Below are 18641 nucleotides of genomic sequence, written 5' to 3' on the forward strand. Positions count from 1 at the left end.
ATTCTTTTACACCTCATCCGTTGATAATCTTTCCCATTGATAATGATTATCGTTACTAAGTATATATTTAATACGAAATAATTTCAAGAATGATTTGAAAAATTTTAACAAACTGAATCAAAAAAGAAGTACCTCCTATTATCAGGGAGATACTTCTTTTTTTAGAAATTTATATGTAATTCAACTGGGCAATGGTCTGATCCCATTACTTCACTATTAATTTTCGCTTCAATTATTTGGTTTTTCATTCTTTCAGAAATAACAAAATAATCTAAACGCCATCCAATATTTTTTGCTCTCGCTCCCATACGATACGACCACCATGAGTATGCGCCTTCCTGATCAGGATACAGATAACGATACGTATCAATAAATCCTTCTTCTAAAATACGTGTAAACTTTTCTCGTTCCTCATCAGAGAATCCAGGATTTTTACGATTACTTTTTGGATTTTTTAAATCGATTTCTTTATGAGCAACATTTAAATCTCCACAAAAAATAACCGGTTTCTTCTCATCTAATTGCTTAATATGGGTCCGAAAATCATCTTCCCATTTCATTCTGTAATCTAATCGTTCTAATCCACGTTTTGAATTTGGTGTATATAACGTGATCATATAAAAATCTTCGAATTCTAAAGTGATAACTCGTCCTTCTTGATCATGCTCTTCAATACCTAAACCGTATGTAACAGAAAGCGGTTCTTTTTTCGTGAAAATAGCTGTTCCTGAATAACCTTTTTTCACGGCATAATTCCAGTATGTATAATATCCCTCTGGATTTAAATCAATTTGTCCATCTTGTAATTTAATCTCTTGTAGACAAAATATATCAGCACTTGATTCCTCGAGATATTCTAAAAATCCACCTTTTGCGATAACAGCTCGCAAGCCATTTACATTCCATGAAATTAACTTCACTTATAGCCCTCCTCTTGATGTTTATTTCCAAATTTCATGCTATCACAAAATAGAAAAACAATCATATTTTCACCTTTGTAATCTTGCTCTTACATTTGTGAATACATACATACGCACTTTATTCAGGTTATACTAATTTCAGAGGTGATGTTCTTTGCACAATGAAGGAATTACGTTAACAAATGAGCATTGGCAAGCAATTATTCAGAATGATTCTTCCTATGATAGCAAATTCTTTTATGCCGTGAAATCAACCGGAATCTTTTGTAGACCGTCATGCAAATCAAGAATACCGAATAGAAACAATGTACGAATTTTTCATCATGCAGAGCAAGCATTAAGTGAAAACTTTCACCCGTGCAAACGTTGTAAGCCAAATGGACTAACTTTACCTAATGAAGAATGGGTAAAACAAATTAAAGATTATATAGAAAGGCACTTTAACGAATTATTAACTCTCGACATACTTGCGGAAATGTGCCATGGTAGCCCATTTCATTTACAACGCACTTTCAAAAAAATGACAGGAATAAGTCCAATAGAATATATACAACAGTTCAGGATTGTTAAAGCGACAGAACACCTTTTACAAACAAATCAATCCATTAAAGAAATTAGTACTGCTATCGGGCTAGAAAACCCTGAGTATTTTGCAACTTTATTTAAAAAGAAAACCGGATTTACTCCTACTGAGTATCGAAAAAAGAACGAAATGAAAGAGGGATACAATAATGAATTCCTGCAACAATAAATTTATGTATTGGACGCTACTTACACATAAGAATTGGCATTTTCATATTGCTGCAACTGAAAATGGACTATGTTTCATCGGCTCGCAAGACGACAACTTTGAAGAATTAAATATATGGGCTAGAAAAAAATTGCCACAACATATATTGATCTGTAATCCCGATTATCTACAAGCATATAAGAAAGAAATTATCGAGTATTTAGAGAGCAAGCGAGAGACTTTTACATTCTCTATCTATGCTTACGGTACTGACTTTCAATTATCTGTTTGGAATGCGGTACGTGAAATTCCTTATGGGAAGACATATTCTTATTCAGATATTGCTGAAACAATACAAAAACCTACTGCTGTGCGTGCTGTTGCTACCGCTATTGCTGCCAATCCCCTTCTCATTACAATTCCTTGCCATCGTGTTATTGGAAAGAATGGTAAACTAACCGGCTTTAGAGGTGGATTAGAAATGAAGAAAGAATTGCTAACATTAGAAAAGTCGCAGGTAGAATGCATATGACAGCAAACTATACTAGCGCATTAACTTTAGCAGTTCCAACAGAATTTAGTTTCCAAGAAAATTTGCGCTATCTATCACGTTCTAACAATGAATGTATGTTCCACATTGAAGATAATAAAATTTATAAAGTGATTGCTGTTCATGATGTAAATCCTTTAGTTGAAATCAGTATCAACTCGGATGATAATATTCAAATACGTTTTTTAGAAAAATCATATACATCTGAAAAATCGATATGCGAAGCTGTCGCTCACTATGTGAAAGAGTGGTTTGATTTAACTACTGATTTAGCTCCCTTTTATACATTAGCTAAACATGATGTACTCCTTCAAGGACCAATTGAACAATATTATGGGCTTCGTACTTTAGGTATTCCAGACTTATTTGAGGCACTTTCCTGGGGAATTATCGGTCAGCAAATTAATCTCACATATGCTTATACGCTAAAAAGACGATTAGTCGAACACTTTGGAAGTTATGTAGAGTGGAACGATAGAAAACATTGGATATTCCCTTCTCCTGAAACGATTGCACATTTACACGTAGACGATCTCAAAAAATTAAAAATGACGACGCGAAAATGTGAATATTTAATCGGTATTGCAAAGCTTATTACAGAAGGAAAACTATCAAAAGAATCTTTACTGCAAATACAAGACTTGAAACAAGCTGAAAAACAATTAACTGCTATACATGGTATAGGACCGTGGACTGCCAATTACGTTTTAATGCGCTGTTTACGATTTCCGTCCGCTTTTCCAATTGATGATGTTGGCTTACACAATGCAATTAAATATATAACAGGTTCTGAAAGTAAACCGACTAAACAGGAAATAAAAGATTTTGCGACAAATTGGACCAACTGGGAGTCTTACGCAACTTTTTATTTGTGGCGAGTATTATACTAAAAAACCAAGTAGTACATTTGCACTACTTGGTTCTTTTTTAAGCTTGTTCTTCAAATCGTCTTACAATCTCTATAATAACTTGAACAGCTTTTTCCATAACATCTACCGAAACATACTCAAATTTACCGTGATAGTTTTCACCACCTGTGAAAATATTCGGCGTTGGTAATCCCATATACGATAATTGTGATCCATCTGTTCCACCACGTATTGGATGAATGTTTGGTTCGATATTTAAACTTTTCATCGCTTCATATGCAATATCAACAATTTCTCTCACTGGTTCAATTTTTTCAAGCATGTTGTAGTATTGATCATTCATTTCTAAAACGACTGCATCTTGTCCATACTTCTCTTGCATTTGCTTCACAATATTTTCAACGTTATGTTTACGCGCTTCAAAATTTTCACGATCAAAATCTCGAATAATATAATACGCTTTACTTTGCTCAACATCACCATTTAATGAAAGTAAATGATAGAATCCTTCATAGCCTTCAGTATATTCTGGTGCCTCTTCTACCGGTAAATAGCTATTAAACTCCATAGCAAGTTTAGTTGCGTTACGCATTTTATTTTTCGCTGTTCCAGGATGTGTATTCGTTCCATTAAACGTTAGCTTAGCGCCTGCAGCATTAAAGCTTTCATACTCTAGACCACCTAATGGACCTCCATCCATCGTATAAGCACATGATGCACCAAACGCTTCTACATCAAAATGCGCTGGTCCACGGCCGATTTCTTCATCCGGCGTAAATGCCACTCTAATTTTCCCATGCTTAATTTGCGGATTATGTATTAAATAGTTCATTGCAACCATAATTTCAGTCAAACCAGCTTTATCATCTGCTCCTAGAAGTGTCGTACCATCCGTTGTAATAATTGTATGTCCTTTATATGATGGTAACTCTGGGAACTGCTCTGGCGTTAACACAACATTTAACTCTTCATTTAACGTAATCGCATTTCCGTCAAAGTTTTCATGGATTTGTGGTTTTACGTTTTTCCCTGTAAAGTCTGTTGCCGTATCTAAATGTGCTAAAAAGCCGATTACAGGAACATCCTTATCCGTATTAGCAGGAAGTGTTGCCATTACATAACCGTTATCATCCATCGTTACTTCTGTTAACCCAATTTCTTTTAGTTCTTCCACTAATAACTTACCAAATTCAATTTGTCCAGGTGTTGTTGGTACTGTATGACTTTCTTCATTTGATTGCGTATCAATTTTTACATATCTCGTAAATCTTTCAATAAGTTCTTGTTTCAAACTCGTTCACTCCCTTTTATATTTCTTTCTCTATTATAATCCTTTAAACGAAATATTTTAACTTTTTTGACTGTGAATGCATATATTTCATTTGTATTTTAGCTATTATAAATAACAACTAAAAAGTCGTAATATTTGTACATTAAAACTGTTACATGTAATATACATAATTATACAATATGGGAGGTTTTAAAGATGAGGCTAACTCTCTTTCGCTATTTTCTTTTTTTCTTAGGATTAATTTTTTTCGGCCTTGGAAATGCTCTTGCAGTCAAAGTTAAATTTCTCGGTTTACATCCTTGGGAAGTTTTAAACATGGCTCTCTACCAAAGGTTTGGTTGGACCATTGGTACGTGGAGTGTCATATGTGGATTATGTCTCGTTCTCATTTCTTTACTAGTAGATCGAAAATATATAAATGTGGGTACATTTTTAAATGCACTACTTATCGGTCCCATTATGGACTTTTTCTTACAATCAAATATCCTTCCAAACGCTAGTGATTATTTATGGATAAACTTACTCATTTTATTTGCTGGTATTGCAATTACAGGTATTGGGGGAGGGATGTACGTTGCGGCTGGGATTGGTGCTGGACCTCGCGATGGATTCATGCTTACTATTTCCGACAAAACAGGACTGTCTATTAGCCGTGCTAGAATTATAGTAGAATGTGTTGTACTAGTTATTGGATTTATACTAGGAGGTCCTGTTTTCATCGTAACTTTTCTGTACACCTTTATTCAAAGTCCAATCTTTCAGCAATCATTTAAGATGTTTCAAACACTTTTACATACTTTACATAGCAAAAACAAAAAGCAAATTAATGAAAATTTATAAAACATCACTTAATACAAATGAATTCACCCTATTTACGATTCTCACCGCAAATAGGGTGGGGTTTTTCATCTCACAATTTAAGAATATATACTACTCATTCACAATAAAAGTATATACATCGTTATAAATACAACCATTTACCCTAATAACATACTTCCCTGGTTTACTAAAACGAATTGTGTATTTATTTAGCTGAATGGCTTCTTTATCTCCAGAAAGAATATCAATACTTCTACCACTCAATACATAAAATTCACTTTGATTCATCGATACATCAATTGTATTGAAATTCTCCTCTTTCACTTGCTGTGCTTCCGCAGCACTTACACTTGGTTCTAAAAACAGTAGTCCACTTAATCCAATCGTCCCCGCTAAAGCAACTCCCGCAAACTTTTTAATCTTTTTCATTACAATGACCTCCTTATAGATTTTGCGTAAAGGTAATGTCCCCCCTTACATCACAAAGCCTATATGTAATGAAATGAAAAGTAAACGGGGACCGTAAGACAAAATTTTACATATTTTTCTCCAATTGAATAGAAATCCAACGTTTGGAGTTTTGTCATATTTAAAATAGTTTCCCTAAGCCAACTTCTATTTATATTATTCAGAATTTGTATAATTACTTATTGATTTAAGATTCTAAAAATAGTTGATAAAGATTCTTTCTATCTCCTATCCATAATCTTTCTACATTCATTAATTGCTCATCTTTAAACTCCATCTTATATATATCTGGTTTTGACATATTCATTAAAAATTCAAAACCATATTGTTTATCAAAATAGTTCATCATTAATGTCATGACAAACCCATGTGTACCAATTACAATTTTTTGTCCTTGAAAATCCATTAATATTTCTTTTAACACTTTCACTACTCTTCTTTGGCAACCCGTATATGACTCTCCTTCCGTTCGTACAAAGTCCGGATTAGAGAACATCTTCTTTACAAGTGGATACAATTCTTTATCTGATATAACTTGATCTCCACTAGAAAACATACACTCTTTAAGATTTTCATATATTACTATTTCTTTTTCATAGAAATTGGCCGTTTTTTCTATCGTTAATACAGCTCTCTTATACGGACTTGAAATGAAAGTATCGATTCCTTCTGTTTTTAATATATCTGTTACTCTATGAGCGTCTAAACTTCCCTTTTCAGTTAAACCACGCGTTCTTTCACCCTCTTCTAATTTTGGTGATTCACCGTGCCTAACCATATAAATATATGTATTCATACTTCCTCCTTGAAAATATTCATTCATTTTTTATAAATTTTTGTTGTTTTGTTCGTGTAATCCATTCTCCTACTAAACTCTCGAATAATTTAGGTTGTTCAATTTGCAAATTATGTCCCGCCATATCTAACACCGCTAATGTCGCTCTTGGGTAACCATCAATAATTTCTATAATATCTTGATAACCTACCGATATATCTTGTTTTCCGGCTAATAAAAGAACAGGTTTCTCATATTTCTTCCGGTGAAACTCCATAGTAAGAGAGAATTTTTTTTGCAACATTTCAATAAACTCATAATTAGCAACATCTAACCCCGGTTTAATTTCTTCTTTAAATCGCTTATATGTATATTCATTTGCTATCACTGCTAACTCACAAAATTCCTCTCTTTCCGTAGAAGTGAGCTTATTTAAAAATTCCTCATCTTGTAAAATTACCTGTTTATCTGGAAGAGTCCTTTTTTCGGGATCCGCTACAACAACAGGACATACTAATAGTAATCCGTTAACTCTTTCAAACAGATTTGTGAGTATTCCTCTGGCTAAATAGCCTCCATATGACTCGCCTACCAATAAAAATTCTTCAGTAGCAATGATTTTCTTAATAAATGTGATAAGCACTTCTACTATACGATCTGAACTATTTATCCAATGTGGAGCATTCGATTTTCCCATTCCAGGTAAATCAATATATATTCTCTTATAACCTTCATATTTCTGAAATACCGATTCCATACATTTCATCATTAACCTATGGTCAGGAGCGCAACCATGTATAATAATGACTGGTTTGCCTTCTCCAACGATTTCATAATATATTTCTGCATCTTCAATTCGAAATAACATAAAAAATCCTCCCTATTTATACACTCCTTTTGAATGGCAACACTATCAAACTTATAAAAATACACGTTCTCAATTTACATCTCCTACAATTGATTGTCAAATCTAAATTTTCAGACCACAAACAAAAAGCTTCCTTCTATTTTTTTCCTAGAAGGAAGCTGATCTATTTTTACCCTATCATAATTTGAAACCTTGTTCTTATTAGTTTCATTACCCCTTATTCCTCTAGTTTCATCAACACAATTCTCCAACCATCTGGATCCTCTATCGTTATCCCCTTTTCTTTCCAGTATGGGTTTTCAGGTTCGACCTCGTCATAACCCAATGCATGCAGCCTTTTACTCACCTTTTTCATTTCACTATCTTCACTCATATAAAATACAAGTAAATTATCTTTTGTCGGAGCTGGACAAGGACTCCCATCTATATGTCTTGTAAATTCTAAATGATACTCTTCCTCTGGGAGTCCAAACATGACCCCATCATAGCCTTCATGATTGTAGAATTCACCTATACGTTTTAAGCCTAATCCTTTTTCATAGAATTCTATAACCTTTTCAAATCGGTCAGTTGGACGTGCTATTCGAAACTTTACCCAATTCTTCATGCTCTTCCTCCCATACTAAAAATTTTATACATGCTTACGTATTATTGTATATACGCAACACCTTTTTGAACTCCCTCATTAGTATGAGAATAAATACATACAAAAGTTTAGTTCATACTTTATAACAAAAACATTTTATATAAAATTGAATGTTTTATCTTTATGCAATTATGCATATTTACTTGCGAACTATTAAAAAACCTATAGAATTCAAAAGATGACTAAATATACAATTCCAATTTAAAATTTTGATGAAGTACACATTATTAAAAACATTACTTTTTTAATTCTAAGAATTATTTCACTTTTCAACACTTTCCTTATAAACATGATTTTTATAAGGAAATCTGATACAATTCTTAAATAATATTATTATGTATAGATATTACGAATAAAGTGCATAATTAAAGAAGGTGATTTTATTGAAATTAAATAAAAATTTACAAATATGTATATTAATTGCGACATTGATATGCTATTCCATCTATTTTATATTTTTTTATCTGTTCCCTACTCATTTTTCAAATTCTGATGTACGCTTCGCTTCACTTATCGTTGAAGCCATTACATTTGTATCACTCATTTACTCTATATATTCTAAAAAAGTTAGTTCAAATCCGTTTTGGATATGTATCACAATAGCAATCGGTAGCTTTTTATTAGGGAAAATAGTATATACATATCAAGATAGCTTCTTCGAAATTCCAATACATCAATTTACTATTTCTGATGTATTTTACATGTTTTTTCTACTCTTCTGTCTTATCGCTTTCTGCTATAAAATTTTAAAAGAATGTGATAAATGGGAAAAAGCGTTCTTTATTTGTGATATATGCATCGTACTTACTTCCATATTCACATTGGAGTGGTATTTATTTAATCAACCAAATTTAAATATATTCTCTCTTTCACTAGGAGATGTTTTCCTTTCATTTCTATATCCAATTGCAGATTTATTATTTCTTCTACTAGGTGTTAGTCTTTTTTTCCGTCCAACAATTTTTAATTCCAAACGGAAAATTTACATCTTTATTTTTGTATTAATAAGTTCTGCAACTTTTAACTATATTTATTTTTACTTAAATAATCATTTATCAACTGAAACGATAACATTATTACGTCTTTTATATAGAATACCTATATTATTTATTGCAATAGCTGGATCTATTTCAGAAGATCATAATAGCCATAAAAATTATTTCATTGTAAATCCTCTAATAGGAAAAAAGGCTTTAGTTGTATTTCCCTATCTTGCTGTTGCGATACTAATCGGGTTTACATTAAAAGAACAAACAGCATCTTCAACTCTCATTACAGGAAATTGTATTGCTTTTATTTTCGTACTCATTCGTCATTCTATTGTACGTATGCACAACAATTCCCTAACCAAACGTTTACAGGCATTTAATGCTCAACTAGAAGAAAAAGTGACTTTACGAACTTCTGATTTAGTTTATAAATCAGAGGCTTTATCTCAAAAACAACAAAAATTCAAATCACTATATGAATATCATCCTGACCCTATTTTTACGATTGATTTAAATGGAATCTTCTTAAATGTAAATAAAGCTGGGAGTATGTTACTGGGAGCACCAACGAATGAGTTACTCGGTGAAACTTGTTTTTCGATTATTTTAGAAGAAGATAAACATAAACTAGCATCTGCATTAGAAAAAGTGAAACAACAAGAATCGGCATCCTTACAACTTAGTTCTCAATATAAAGATGGCTTTACTTATTTTTTATACGTTACCATCGTTCCTATTATGATAGACGGACAAATTTCAGGAAGCTATATTATGGTGAAAGATATTACTGCACTAAAAAAACAGCAAGAAGAAATAAAATATTTAGCATTCCATGATACTGTAACGAAAATTGGGAACCGTGCCTTTTTCCATAGGAAATTAAAAAGGGTTATAAAAAATGCGAAAACAACAGACAGTGAGTTCGCATTATTATACTTAGATTTAGATCGCTTTAAAGCAATTAACGATACACTTGGACATTCGTCAGGAGATTACATATTAGAAGAAGTAGCAAAGCGATTTCAATCCTGCCTTCCATCACATACTCATTTGTCAAGAATCGGTGGTGATGAGTTTACAATCTTAATTGAAAATTATACTGACGAAGATTCCTTATTCGAGTTATGTAACCAATTATTTGAAAGCATAGAAAAACCGTTTGTCATACATGAGCATACATTAACTTTATCACTTAGTATCGGTATCGCTATTTATCCACATTCTGGAATCGATACAGCTACACTTCTGAAAAACGCTAATGTTGCAATGTATGATGCGAAAGCAAAAGAACTTAACTCTGTCTCTATTTATGATGATGTTATTGCTAAGAAAATTGAAAGACGATTAAGATTAGAAAAAGATTTACCAAATGCAATTCAAAATGAAGAATTGTTCCTTTTATATCAACCTCAAGTTAATAGCGAATCTAACAAAATTATCGGTGCGGAAGCTTTAATCAGGTGGAATCATCCTGAATTAGGCGTTATTTCTCCATACGAGTTTATTCCGATTGCAGAAGAAACACTGCAAATTATTCCAATAGGAAAATGGACATTAGAGCAGGCTTGCGTGCAAATGAAACGTTGGCATGCACTCGGATATTCTCATTTGAAAATAGGCGTAAATTTATCTGCTAAAGAATTTGAACAAGACGATTTTGTAAAGTCTATTTCTTCTACTTTAGCAAATACAGGTTTACCAGCAAGTTCTCTCGATCTTGAGTTAACAGAGCGAATTGCAATGATGGATGAGCGAGAAACATTGATAAAATTGCGCACACTAAAAAGTTTAGGGATTCACATTTCAATCGACGACTTTGGTACAGGCTATTCTTCACTAGCGTATTTACCTTTATATCCAATAGACACGTTAAAAATCCCAAGGGAGTTTATTACAATGTCTGAAACGTGCGAAGATGGAATGGAAATTATTAAAACGATTATCACATTGGCACATACATTAGAAATGTCTGTCATTGCTGAAGGGGTAGAAACGAAAGAACACGTGCATTTCCTTCAAAAAAATAAATGTAAATTTATTCAAGGTTACTATTACAGCAAACCTATTCATGCTGATTCATTTTCTACTCTGCTCAAAAAAGGTGTTCATTCTCTGTAGCGTAAATATATACAAGAAAAGGAAAGAAGAGACGGACTCTTCTTTCCTTTTTTTGTACTTTGCAACTTTTCATTTCCTTCACATATCATTTATGTAAGTAGTTACTAATACATTTATGATAACAGACTTAAAATAGGAGGGATTTATATGCACCACGACAATCCAAATAATAAACATTACAAAAACATTCCTCTATCCCTCTTCTCAATAAAAAATGAGTTAAAACAAAAATGCACCAACGTAAATGGCTTTCTTTACCCCCTTTCGAAAGAAGAAGAAGTATTCATACATATAATTAAAGAAAGAACAAAATTATTAAATCAAAATAATGTTACAAGAACTCGTGCTTACTATCAATTTTACAAAAGATACCCTGAAATACATTGGGCATTGCTTGGACATATGGTATCGCGTAACGGCGGTTGGAACATGACAGATTTAAAGGGGGATTTATATACGAAGTTGTTATCTGAGAAAGATCAATTTACTTTCTTTTCTTTTTTAGAACGGGGTAATTGGCTTATCTTTCAAGATGTGTATCCACAATTTTTATTATATGAACAGAGTGTTAAAAAAAACAAAAATCTTTTTCATCTCCTCCCTCACCTCAATGTGTCAACATTTATGGAAACTATGTGGAACTTTTTTTGGAAAACTGGAAACAAACAAATATTAACGATTGCGACTATTATTAATGAACAAAACTACTTAGAAAAAAGATTGATTCAAAATAAACACTTCAAAAAAAATGTACTAAATAGTATTGGATTTAAACTCTTTGATTTCTTTCAATTTAATCATATTCTCTTCCCTTTCTCTGAAGAAAATGTTATGCAAAAAACTATATTAATCGGTGATACAATGCAACATTTCACCTCCTTACACGAACGAATTTTGCTTGGAAAACGATTATATGCATTATTGTTTCATGATGAACACGTTTTATCTCGTATACTACAATGGGCTGATACGCATCCACATACCGGATCACGAAAAGATTATTGGCCACATTTATTTTCAAGTGTAAATGAATCCTTTTCAAGAGAGTTTTATAAACGAAGAATAAAAAAATGCCAATTAAAAAGTGATGCCTACCGTATATATAGCCCTGCACTTATGTATGCATGGAAAAATATGAAACATGAAGAAACAGAATATGAAGATTGGTTTAACGACTGGCAAGTCATACATTATTTAACCGATAAGGAGGAAAGGATACATGGACAAATTACAGAAGACTATTGTAAAACGCTCGAAAAAATTGAACTCGCCATTCTTGCAAAGAAAAACGTCCTTCTTCGAGAAGAAGAATAACCTTTTCGCATTAGTTATTACAATCTTATTCTCTTCTATTATCGGAACTTGCTTAGATGCTTTCTTTGTTGCGAAACAAATATATTCTTTCCCAGTTAGGCCATTCTCCTCCATATTTTCAGTTAACATCGGCTTTACTTTGTTTGTACTACCAATTTTAACAACGATTTTCATACAAATTTCAAAAACATTATCTGCAGTTTCTAGAATTCTATTTATTATTTCAATTGGTATTTGCGCTAGCATTTTTGAGCAGGTTGCTGAAAGATTTGGTTTATTTATTCATAGTGTAGATTGGAATCATACATATTCTTTATTTGGCTATATGATTTTCTTTTCTTTTATTTGGAAACTATATCATTTCATGATTAATAAAAAAGAGTACTAAAAGCTAGCAAACCTTTTAGTACTCTTTTTATTATGTTTCACATATATACCATTACGCATATAAATCGGATAACTCAATTATTTTATTAACAATACTTTGTTCATCTGTTTTTAAACATGTGGATGCATGGCCCACTAATACTTCATGACTCCCAACACAAATACTTTCCTTAGCGTGTATAAACATTGATAAATCGTTTAAATCATTACCAAACACTACGAATTCCCTCTCTTTTATGCCTAATCGTTGTAACCCAATCCATTTATCAATATTTTCAGGGCTTATATCCACGATTCCCTCATTATCATGTTCATAAATACGTATAGGAAGTTCTTTCAACATATTCATAATATATTCTTTTTGAACATTATCAGGAAATAATACCACTTTTACTATTTCCTTAATTTCATCAATATGTACATTATTAGCCAATTGATTAGGATCTATGTTTTTGTAGATAGGGTGATTCTCACTTCCTGTATAAGAATAATTCCAATGACTATCTATCAAATATGAAAGACTATGTTTCTCTATTATTGAATGTATAGCACTTACCGTTCCCGGATCAAAAGTTATAACTTCAATAGTCTCCTTTTCCTTTGCAATAAATGCACCATTCCCACCAATCATCGAATAATGATGCATATGATTTGGTAGTACCGGTAATAAGTCCCTAATCGGTCTAGCTGATGCAAATATAATCTCATGCCCTTTACTTTGACATACGTCTAGTGCCTGAATTATCCCTTTCGTTACTGCGTTCCCTTTAAAACAAATAGTACCATCAATATCAAAAATAAATTTCATATACATCACTCCTTTCTTTTTAATGTATATGAATTATTTTATAATAGACAGGACAGATGTCCCAAAAGGAGAAACATTATGCAAAATATTGTAGATAATACCTTATTATTAAGCTACTTAAATAACGAGTACATAAAGAAGCTATTCCAACAATTCAATCATCCATTTGAGATCCGTAGATATGAAGCAAAAGAAACTGTATTACACGAAGGCGAAATGATTGATGGCCTATATATTCAAATATCGGGGCGTACAAAAATAACTTCAAGTGTAATTACAGGCAAAGCATTATTACTAAGATTTTGTTCTGCCGTTTCTATTATGGGAGATATTGAATTAATTCAGTCCGTAGACATACAATCTCATGTAACCTCCGAACAACAGACTGATTTTCTTTTTATCGATAAAAATTATGTAACAAATTACTTATTACACGATGTAGTCTTCCTTCAAGAGCTCATTCATCACGTCACTTATAAACTACAAACTTGCACAACAGCTTCACGTATCAATTTACTAGCTCCTGTGGAAACACGCTTTGCTAGTTATTTATGTACAGCCCGAAATCCATCTCATTTATTTGGGCGCGAAATTCATACTAAAGATCATCATGAAATAGCCTCATTAATCGGGACAACTACCCGTCATCTTAATCGAGTCATTGAAAAACTAATAGCTAACAACATAATTCATAAAAATAATAAACAAATTGTTGTTGACGATTGGAAAGCGATTAATACCCTTTCAAATGGACTGCGATATGAATAAAAATTTAATAATTATTTAGCCCACCTTTAATAAAAAGACCGTTTTTATAACGATCTCTTCCTAGGCATAATCTTCAGTTATTACTAATGATGTAGGATTTTGAAGGCTTTTTGAACGTAAACGGTAGGCAACGATTTTCTTCTTATATTGCTTAATTACATCCACATGTTCCTCGTTGCTATATAGAGAAAATCGAATCTCTTTATTCCCTTTCTTCGTGTTAATAACGATCGGTGTTCCTTCCCCGTGCGGCGGGAAATAATGTTTATCTAAAAATAAAGCCTCATTAAATTCATGAATAACTTGTAGTTTCATTTCTCCCTCTATATTCTTGCTATCTATCGATATAGAGGTATTCTCTTCCTCAAGTTTTTGATGTAATTCAAATCTACTAATAATTGATTCTACAACAGAAGTTGGCATACTAGAAACAAGTACTTTAAGAGCGCCAAAAATAAATAATGTAACTATAAACCATGTTGTCATTTTCTCATCTCCATTACATTTTAAATATAAATTTCGTTCCATAAGGTATAAATATACTAATGAGTATTCCAGTTACAATCATCGTTACCGAACCGATTGTCGCCTCTTTCTTGCCTTCTTTCACGAGACTGCTCACACCGATAATATGTGATGCACATCCCATCCCCACTCCTTTTCCAATCGCACTTGTTATTCGGAAAAATTTAAGTACTGTCGGTCCGATCATAGCACCTGTTATTCCTGCAACAACTACAAAACTAGAAGTCATAGATGGAATACCACCAATTTGATCTGATAATGAAATAGCAATTGGCATCGTCGCTAATTGCGGCAGTGTCGTTACTATGAGCTCCCTATCTATATTTAACATCCCGCCAATCACTACATTCATACTCGTTAAAGCCACTATACCTACTGCTACGCCGATAAGTATCGACAAAAAGTTTTTCATAAGTATGTTTCGTTCCTTAAATAAAGGGATTGCTAACGCTACAATTGCAGGACTCAATAAACTGGAAAGAATATCTCCTCCATTTTCTCTATACTCATGATGCGAAATACCTAAAATCAAAAATAAGCAAATCATACTTGCTGTAACTGTTAACACCGGTAACGTAAAGGGAAACGGGAATTTTTCATATAACTTTGTCGCCAATACATACATTACTACAGTAATAATAATTAAGACCATTTACACATTGCACCTTGTCGATTTTATTTTTTTGATGTTACTAATAATTGACTTATATACCCTGAAACAACTAAAGTTACTGCCGTGCTTGCAACTACTAAAAGGAATATAATACTCCCCTTACTGAAAAGAAAAGACCCGTATTCCATCAAACCTGTTGTCGAGGGAATTAGAAATAACGGTAAAAATATGATTAACTTTTCCGCACCTTCCTCAAACCACTTTAATGGTAAAATACGAGCAGAAAGGAGTAGAAACAGCATTAACATCCCTATTAAACTTCCTGGCATCGATACATGGAATACTCCTTGAATCCACGTACCAACTAAGCTAAATACATATAGCACGCCTACTTGAAGTAAAAGCGTCACGTACTTCATTTCTTTCCCTCATTTCAATATTACACATCACTATTATGAAATCTCATTTAACGTTTCCGCAAATCTCGTCATTCCTAAGTGAATTTGTTCGGCATTTACTCTCCCAAAAGTAAAACGAATATATTCACTTTTAGTACCTAAAACACTTCCCGGAACAAACGCTACACCATTTCGTATAGATTCACCTAATAAATGATATTCATCAAACGTTCCTTGCACTTTGCACCATAAATGTATTCCACCCTCTGGAACAAAAAAATCAACCTGGTCCCCTAATACTTCTTCAAGCTTTCTAATTAACACATCTCTTCTTTCTTTCAATTGTCTACGGAGCATTGTAATATGTGCATGAAAATCTTCTGATTCTAAAAACTGATTTGCCACCCACTGCGTAAATACACTATGCCCAAAATCAACTTGCTGCTTCGCATCCGCTAAGCGTTCTATTACACGCGTAGGACCAATTACCCAGCCAATACGTAATCCTGATGCAACAATTTTTGATAATGAACTTATATAAAGAACATTCCCGTTTTGATCCATTGATTTTAATGTTGGATTCACTTCTCCATTAAATGACGTTAAACTATATGGATCATCTTCTACAATCGGTATACCAAATTCAGAAGAAAGTTCCAATATTTTTTTACGCCTTGCTAATGAAAGCACAGTTCCCGTTGGATTTTGATAATCTGGATTCAAAAACACCATGCGAATACGATGTTTTCTATGCAAATCAATTAAATCATCTGGATTCATTCCATGCTGATCAACAGGTAAATGGAATATTTTTAGGCCAGCAGATTTAAACATTGGCAATGAAAAACAATAAGAAGGGGCCTCAATTGCAATCGCATCTCCTGGTTTTAATAAGCATTGAACGATAAGATTAAGTGCCTGTTGTGCGCCCGATGTAATAAGGATAGAATTCGAATTTGCTTCAATTTGTTTATATTGCTGAACATGTGCTGCAATTGTTTTTCTCAACATTTCATTTCCAAGTGGATGGTCATAACCGAGATTTCCCATAAATGTTTTCTCCGACAAAATCGTTCGGAATCTATCGCTCGGAATCAATTCTGGTGACAATTCACCACTCGCTAAATTAATTAAGTCGTCTTTTTGTGTTTCCGTTCTAATTTGTTGAACGAGTGGTACATTAGGTAAAAACGATCCATCCTCAACGTACCTACCCCAGTTCGGTATTCGTTTATGTGAAACACCCCATATGTCTGTATTCACCCGTGTCCCGCTTCCTTTTTGCCGTTCTACTACTCCAAGTGATTTTAATTCTTCATATGCAGCTACTATTGTACTTCGGTTCACCTGTAATTCTTTCGCTAACATACGCTCAGAAGGTAACTTACTGTCAGAAGGAAACTCACCTGAAGAAATACCCCTTTCAATATAATCCGCTATTTGTTTATATACAGGCGTCTTATCTGCACGATTTGGTTTCCATTCCACCTTGTTGCCTCCTCTCAAAACGAACTATCCCTTATTTAAGTAATAATAGTATGAATCAGTCACATTTTCTTATCCTTAAATGGATATATCCAAAACGGTTCTTCCTCTAACTATTCAACTGTTTCTTGCACCCCTTCTTCATACACAATGTTAACCTTTTCCTTTCAAAACTATTAAATCACTACTGCATACCACGTTACCCCAATAAGTAGTACGAAAAGAAGAAGAATATAAATAGTTGATAAGTTTTTCACATTTCTCTTTGTAGATTTTCCGTAATTCTCCTCCACATTTCGTGCAACTAGCACGGTCCCAAACAGCGATCCAATTACAATAATAACCACTAGTGAAATTGCAAAAATCATTGTATTTTCACCTCTCTAAAGACAAGCTATTTTAATAAAGAAATTCCTCTTTAAAACGTTAATAACATACTACCTTTCTTCTCTTATCATAATGGATGTTCGCAAAAAACGGACCAACCACTTTCGTGTTTTTTTGCTCATCCACTTTGAAAATAAAAAGCAACTGATCCCTTATGATCAGTTGCTTTTTAGCAAAGTTAATTATATTCATTTTCACTTGAAATTGATCCGATTTAAAAGTTTAGTCTTTTCATAATGAAACATCGATTGAGATAATTCGAAAATTGTCCCGTTTACAAGACAAACTGTATTTTCAATAAGAAGCGCGGGATCACCTTCATTTAATTCTAAAAGCTTTGCATTTTCTTTATTTACTTTTTCACAACTAATTACTTTATCGGCAAAACCAATGTTTAATCGTAAATCTTCAATAAAATAACTGTATACAGAGCTTAATGCTATTTCTTCATTCAAATATGGAATAATATCCTTTTTGAAATAACTTACTTCAATAGAGAATGGTTTTCCATCTACAATTCTTAAACGCTTCAAAAAATATATCCTAGTTCCAGCTTCACATTGCATCCGCTTTGCGATCTCTTCGTCCACACCTATTACTTCAAGTTCTAACACTTTCGTTTCAATATTTTGCGAAACGAGATTTTTCGTTAATCCACGCAAACTTCCTAAATTAATATAATCTGTTACAGAAGTTTCGCGTAAAAACATGCCACTGCCTTGCACTTGAAAAATATAACCTCTATTCACAAGCTGACTAATTACTTTACGTATCGTATTACGGCTTACTTCAAATCGATTCATCAACGCTTCTTCTGTAGGTAGTTTTTTCGTTTCATTAAAAAGCCCGTCTCGAATGTTTTGCTCTAACACATCTGCAATTTGTTTATACTTTACACTCATACACTGTCTCC

Annotated in this window: 21 protein-coding genes; 8 read left to right on the forward strand and 13 right to left on the reverse strand. The window is 32.9% G+C overall.

All coding sequences use genetic code 11. The annotated features are described in order from the left end of the window. Window positions 1-161: 161 nt before the first annotated feature. Entirely contained in the window at window positions 162-920 is a 759-nt protein-coding gene (locus tag ACUXEY_RS09210; RefSeq protein ID WP_461300541.1) for an exodeoxyribonuclease III, read from the reverse strand. A 154-nt stretch (window positions 921-1074) separates the two neighbouring features. Here ACUXEY_RS09210 and ACUXEY_RS09215 point away from each other — a divergent pair, with 154 nt between their 5' ends. The 3 genes from ACUXEY_RS09215 to ACUXEY_RS09225 are packed head-to-tail and all read left to right on the forward strand — an operon-like array spanning window position 1075 to window position 3090. Continuing rightward, window positions 1075-1671, forward strand: coding sequence for a bifunctional transcriptional activator/DNA repair enzyme AdaA (locus tag ACUXEY_RS09215; protein WP_461300542.1), 597 nt, complete (start codon window positions 1075-1077; stop codon window positions 1669-1671). Next, window positions 1652-2182 carry a methylated-DNA--[protein]-cysteine S-methyltransferase gene (locus tag ACUXEY_RS09220; protein WP_461300543.1) on the forward strand — a complete coding sequence of 177 codons (531 nt, stop codon included), beginning with the start codon at window positions 1652-1654 and terminating at the stop codon, window positions 2180-2182. The genes ACUXEY_RS09215 and ACUXEY_RS09220 overlap by 20 nt, the downstream gene beginning before the upstream one ends. Beyond that, on the forward strand, window positions 2179-3090 hold the full coding sequence (locus ACUXEY_RS09225; protein ID WP_429599302.1) for a DNA-3-methyladenine glycosylase family protein: 912 nt from the start codon (window positions 2179-2181) through the stop codon (window positions 3088-3090). Before ACUXEY_RS09220 ends, ACUXEY_RS09225 begins: the two co-directional genes overlap by 4 nt. A gap of 37 nt (window positions 3091-3127) precedes the next feature. Here the strand turns inward: ACUXEY_RS09225 and pepT are convergent, their stop codons facing one another. Beyond that, window positions 3128-4360, reverse strand: a complete 1233-nt coding sequence (pepT, locus tag ACUXEY_RS09230; RefSeq protein ID WP_461300544.1) for a peptidase T — start codon at window positions 4358-4360, stop codon at window positions 3128-3130. A 195-nt stretch (window positions 4361-4555) separates the two neighbouring features. On the opposite strand from pepT, the gene ACUXEY_RS09235 reads away from it, so the two are divergent. After that, window positions 4556-5200, forward strand: a complete 645-nt coding sequence (locus ACUXEY_RS09235) for a YczE/YyaS/YitT family protein (protein WP_166702082.1) — start codon at window positions 4556-4558, stop codon at window positions 5198-5200. 90 nt (window positions 5201-5290) lie between these two features. Here ACUXEY_RS09235 and ACUXEY_RS09240 read toward each other — a convergent pair whose 3' ends face one another. The 4 genes from ACUXEY_RS09240 to ACUXEY_RS09255 form a co-directional block, all read right to left on the reverse strand. Next, entirely contained in the window at window positions 5291-5608 is a 318-nt protein-coding gene (locus tag ACUXEY_RS09240; RefSeq protein WP_270672833.1) for a hypothetical protein, read from the reverse strand. Between the two features lie 226 nt (window positions 5609-5834). Further along, window positions 5835-6443, reverse strand: a complete 609-nt coding sequence (locus ACUXEY_RS09245; protein ID WP_461300545.1) for a histidine phosphatase family protein — start codon at window positions 6441-6443, stop codon at window positions 5835-5837. A gap of 19 nt (window positions 6444-6462) precedes the next feature. Then, entirely contained in the window at window positions 6463-7290 is an 828-nt protein-coding gene (locus ACUXEY_RS09250; RefSeq protein ID WP_461300546.1) for an alpha/beta fold hydrolase, read from the reverse strand. A gap of 217 nt (window positions 7291-7507) precedes the next feature. Beyond that, a complete protein-coding gene (locus tag ACUXEY_RS09255) occupies window positions 7508-7897 on the reverse strand; it encodes a VOC family protein (protein ID WP_166702079.1) in 390 nt (129 codons plus the stop codon). 422 nt (window positions 7898-8319) lie between these two features. On the opposite strand from ACUXEY_RS09255, the gene ACUXEY_RS09260 reads away from it, so the two are divergent. The 3 genes from ACUXEY_RS09260 (at window position 8320) to ACUXEY_RS09270 (ending at window position 12745) form a co-directional block, all read left to right on the forward strand. Next, entirely contained in the window at window positions 8320-11043 is a 2724-nt protein-coding gene (locus ACUXEY_RS09260) for a putative bifunctional diguanylate cyclase/phosphodiesterase (protein WP_461300547.1), read from the forward strand. A 147-nt stretch (window positions 11044-11190) separates the two neighbouring features. Next, a complete protein-coding gene (locus ACUXEY_RS09265; RefSeq protein ID WP_429599318.1) occupies window positions 11191-12357 on the forward strand; it encodes a DUF2515 domain-containing protein in 1167 nt (388 codons plus the stop codon). Beyond that, a complete protein-coding gene (locus ACUXEY_RS09270; RefSeq protein ID WP_429599322.1) occupies window positions 12263-12745 on the forward strand; it encodes a CBO0543 family protein in 483 nt (160 codons plus the stop codon). The genes ACUXEY_RS09265 and ACUXEY_RS09270 overlap by 95 nt, the downstream gene beginning before the upstream one ends. A gap of 51 nt (window positions 12746-12796) precedes the next feature. Here ACUXEY_RS09270 and ACUXEY_RS09275 read toward each other — a convergent pair whose 3' ends face one another. Next, a complete protein-coding gene (locus ACUXEY_RS09275; RefSeq protein ID WP_000668602.1) occupies window positions 12797-13552 on the reverse strand; it encodes an HAD-IIB family hydrolase in 756 nt (251 codons plus the stop codon). Between the two features lie 78 nt (window positions 13553-13630). On the opposite strand from ACUXEY_RS09275, the gene ACUXEY_RS09280 reads away from it, so the two are divergent. After that, entirely contained in the window at window positions 13631-14320 is a 690-nt protein-coding gene (locus ACUXEY_RS09280) for a Crp/Fnr family transcriptional regulator (protein ID WP_429599325.1), read from the forward strand. 60 nt (window positions 14321-14380) lie between these two features. Here ACUXEY_RS09280 and ACUXEY_RS09285 read toward each other — a convergent pair whose 3' ends face one another. The 6 genes from ACUXEY_RS09285 to ACUXEY_RS09310 all read right to left on the reverse strand — a co-directional run bounded on the left by ACUXEY_RS09285 (window position 14381) and on the right by ACUXEY_RS09310 (window position 18630). Continuing rightward, entirely contained in the window at window positions 14381-14806 is a 426-nt protein-coding gene (locus ACUXEY_RS09285; protein WP_429599328.1) for a YfmQ family protein, read from the reverse strand. Window positions 14807-14819: 13 nt separating this feature from the next. Beyond that, window positions 14820-15497, reverse strand: a complete 678-nt coding sequence (locus ACUXEY_RS09290; RefSeq protein ID WP_461300548.1) for an LrgB family protein — start codon at window positions 15495-15497, stop codon at window positions 14820-14822. 23 nt (window positions 15498-15520) lie between these two features. Next, a complete protein-coding gene (locus ACUXEY_RS09295; protein WP_166702074.1) occupies window positions 15521-15877 on the reverse strand; it encodes a CidA/LrgA family holin-like protein in 357 nt (118 codons plus the stop codon). A gap of 33 nt (window positions 15878-15910) precedes the next feature. Beyond that, on the reverse strand, window positions 15911-17344 hold the full coding sequence (gene pdxR, locus ACUXEY_RS09300; protein ID WP_461300549.1) for a MocR-like pyridoxine biosynthesis transcription factor PdxR: 1434 nt from the start codon (window positions 17342-17344) through the stop codon (window positions 15911-15913). A 173-nt stretch (window positions 17345-17517) separates the two neighbouring features. Then, the gene (locus ACUXEY_RS09305) at window positions 17518-17709 is read right to left on the reverse strand and encodes a hypothetical protein (protein WP_166702072.1); all 192 of its coding nucleotides are present in this window, start codon (window positions 17707-17709) and stop codon (window positions 17518-17520) included. A gap of 213 nt (window positions 17710-17922) precedes the next feature. Next, the gene (locus ACUXEY_RS09310; protein WP_461300550.1) at window positions 17923-18630 is read right to left on the reverse strand and encodes a GntR family transcriptional regulator; all 708 of its coding nucleotides are present in this window, start codon (window positions 18628-18630) and stop codon (window positions 17923-17925) included. Between the last annotated feature and the right edge of the window lie 11 nt (window positions 18631-18641).

This window comes from Bacillus sp. F9_6S_D1_P_5 (assembly GCF_054823925.1).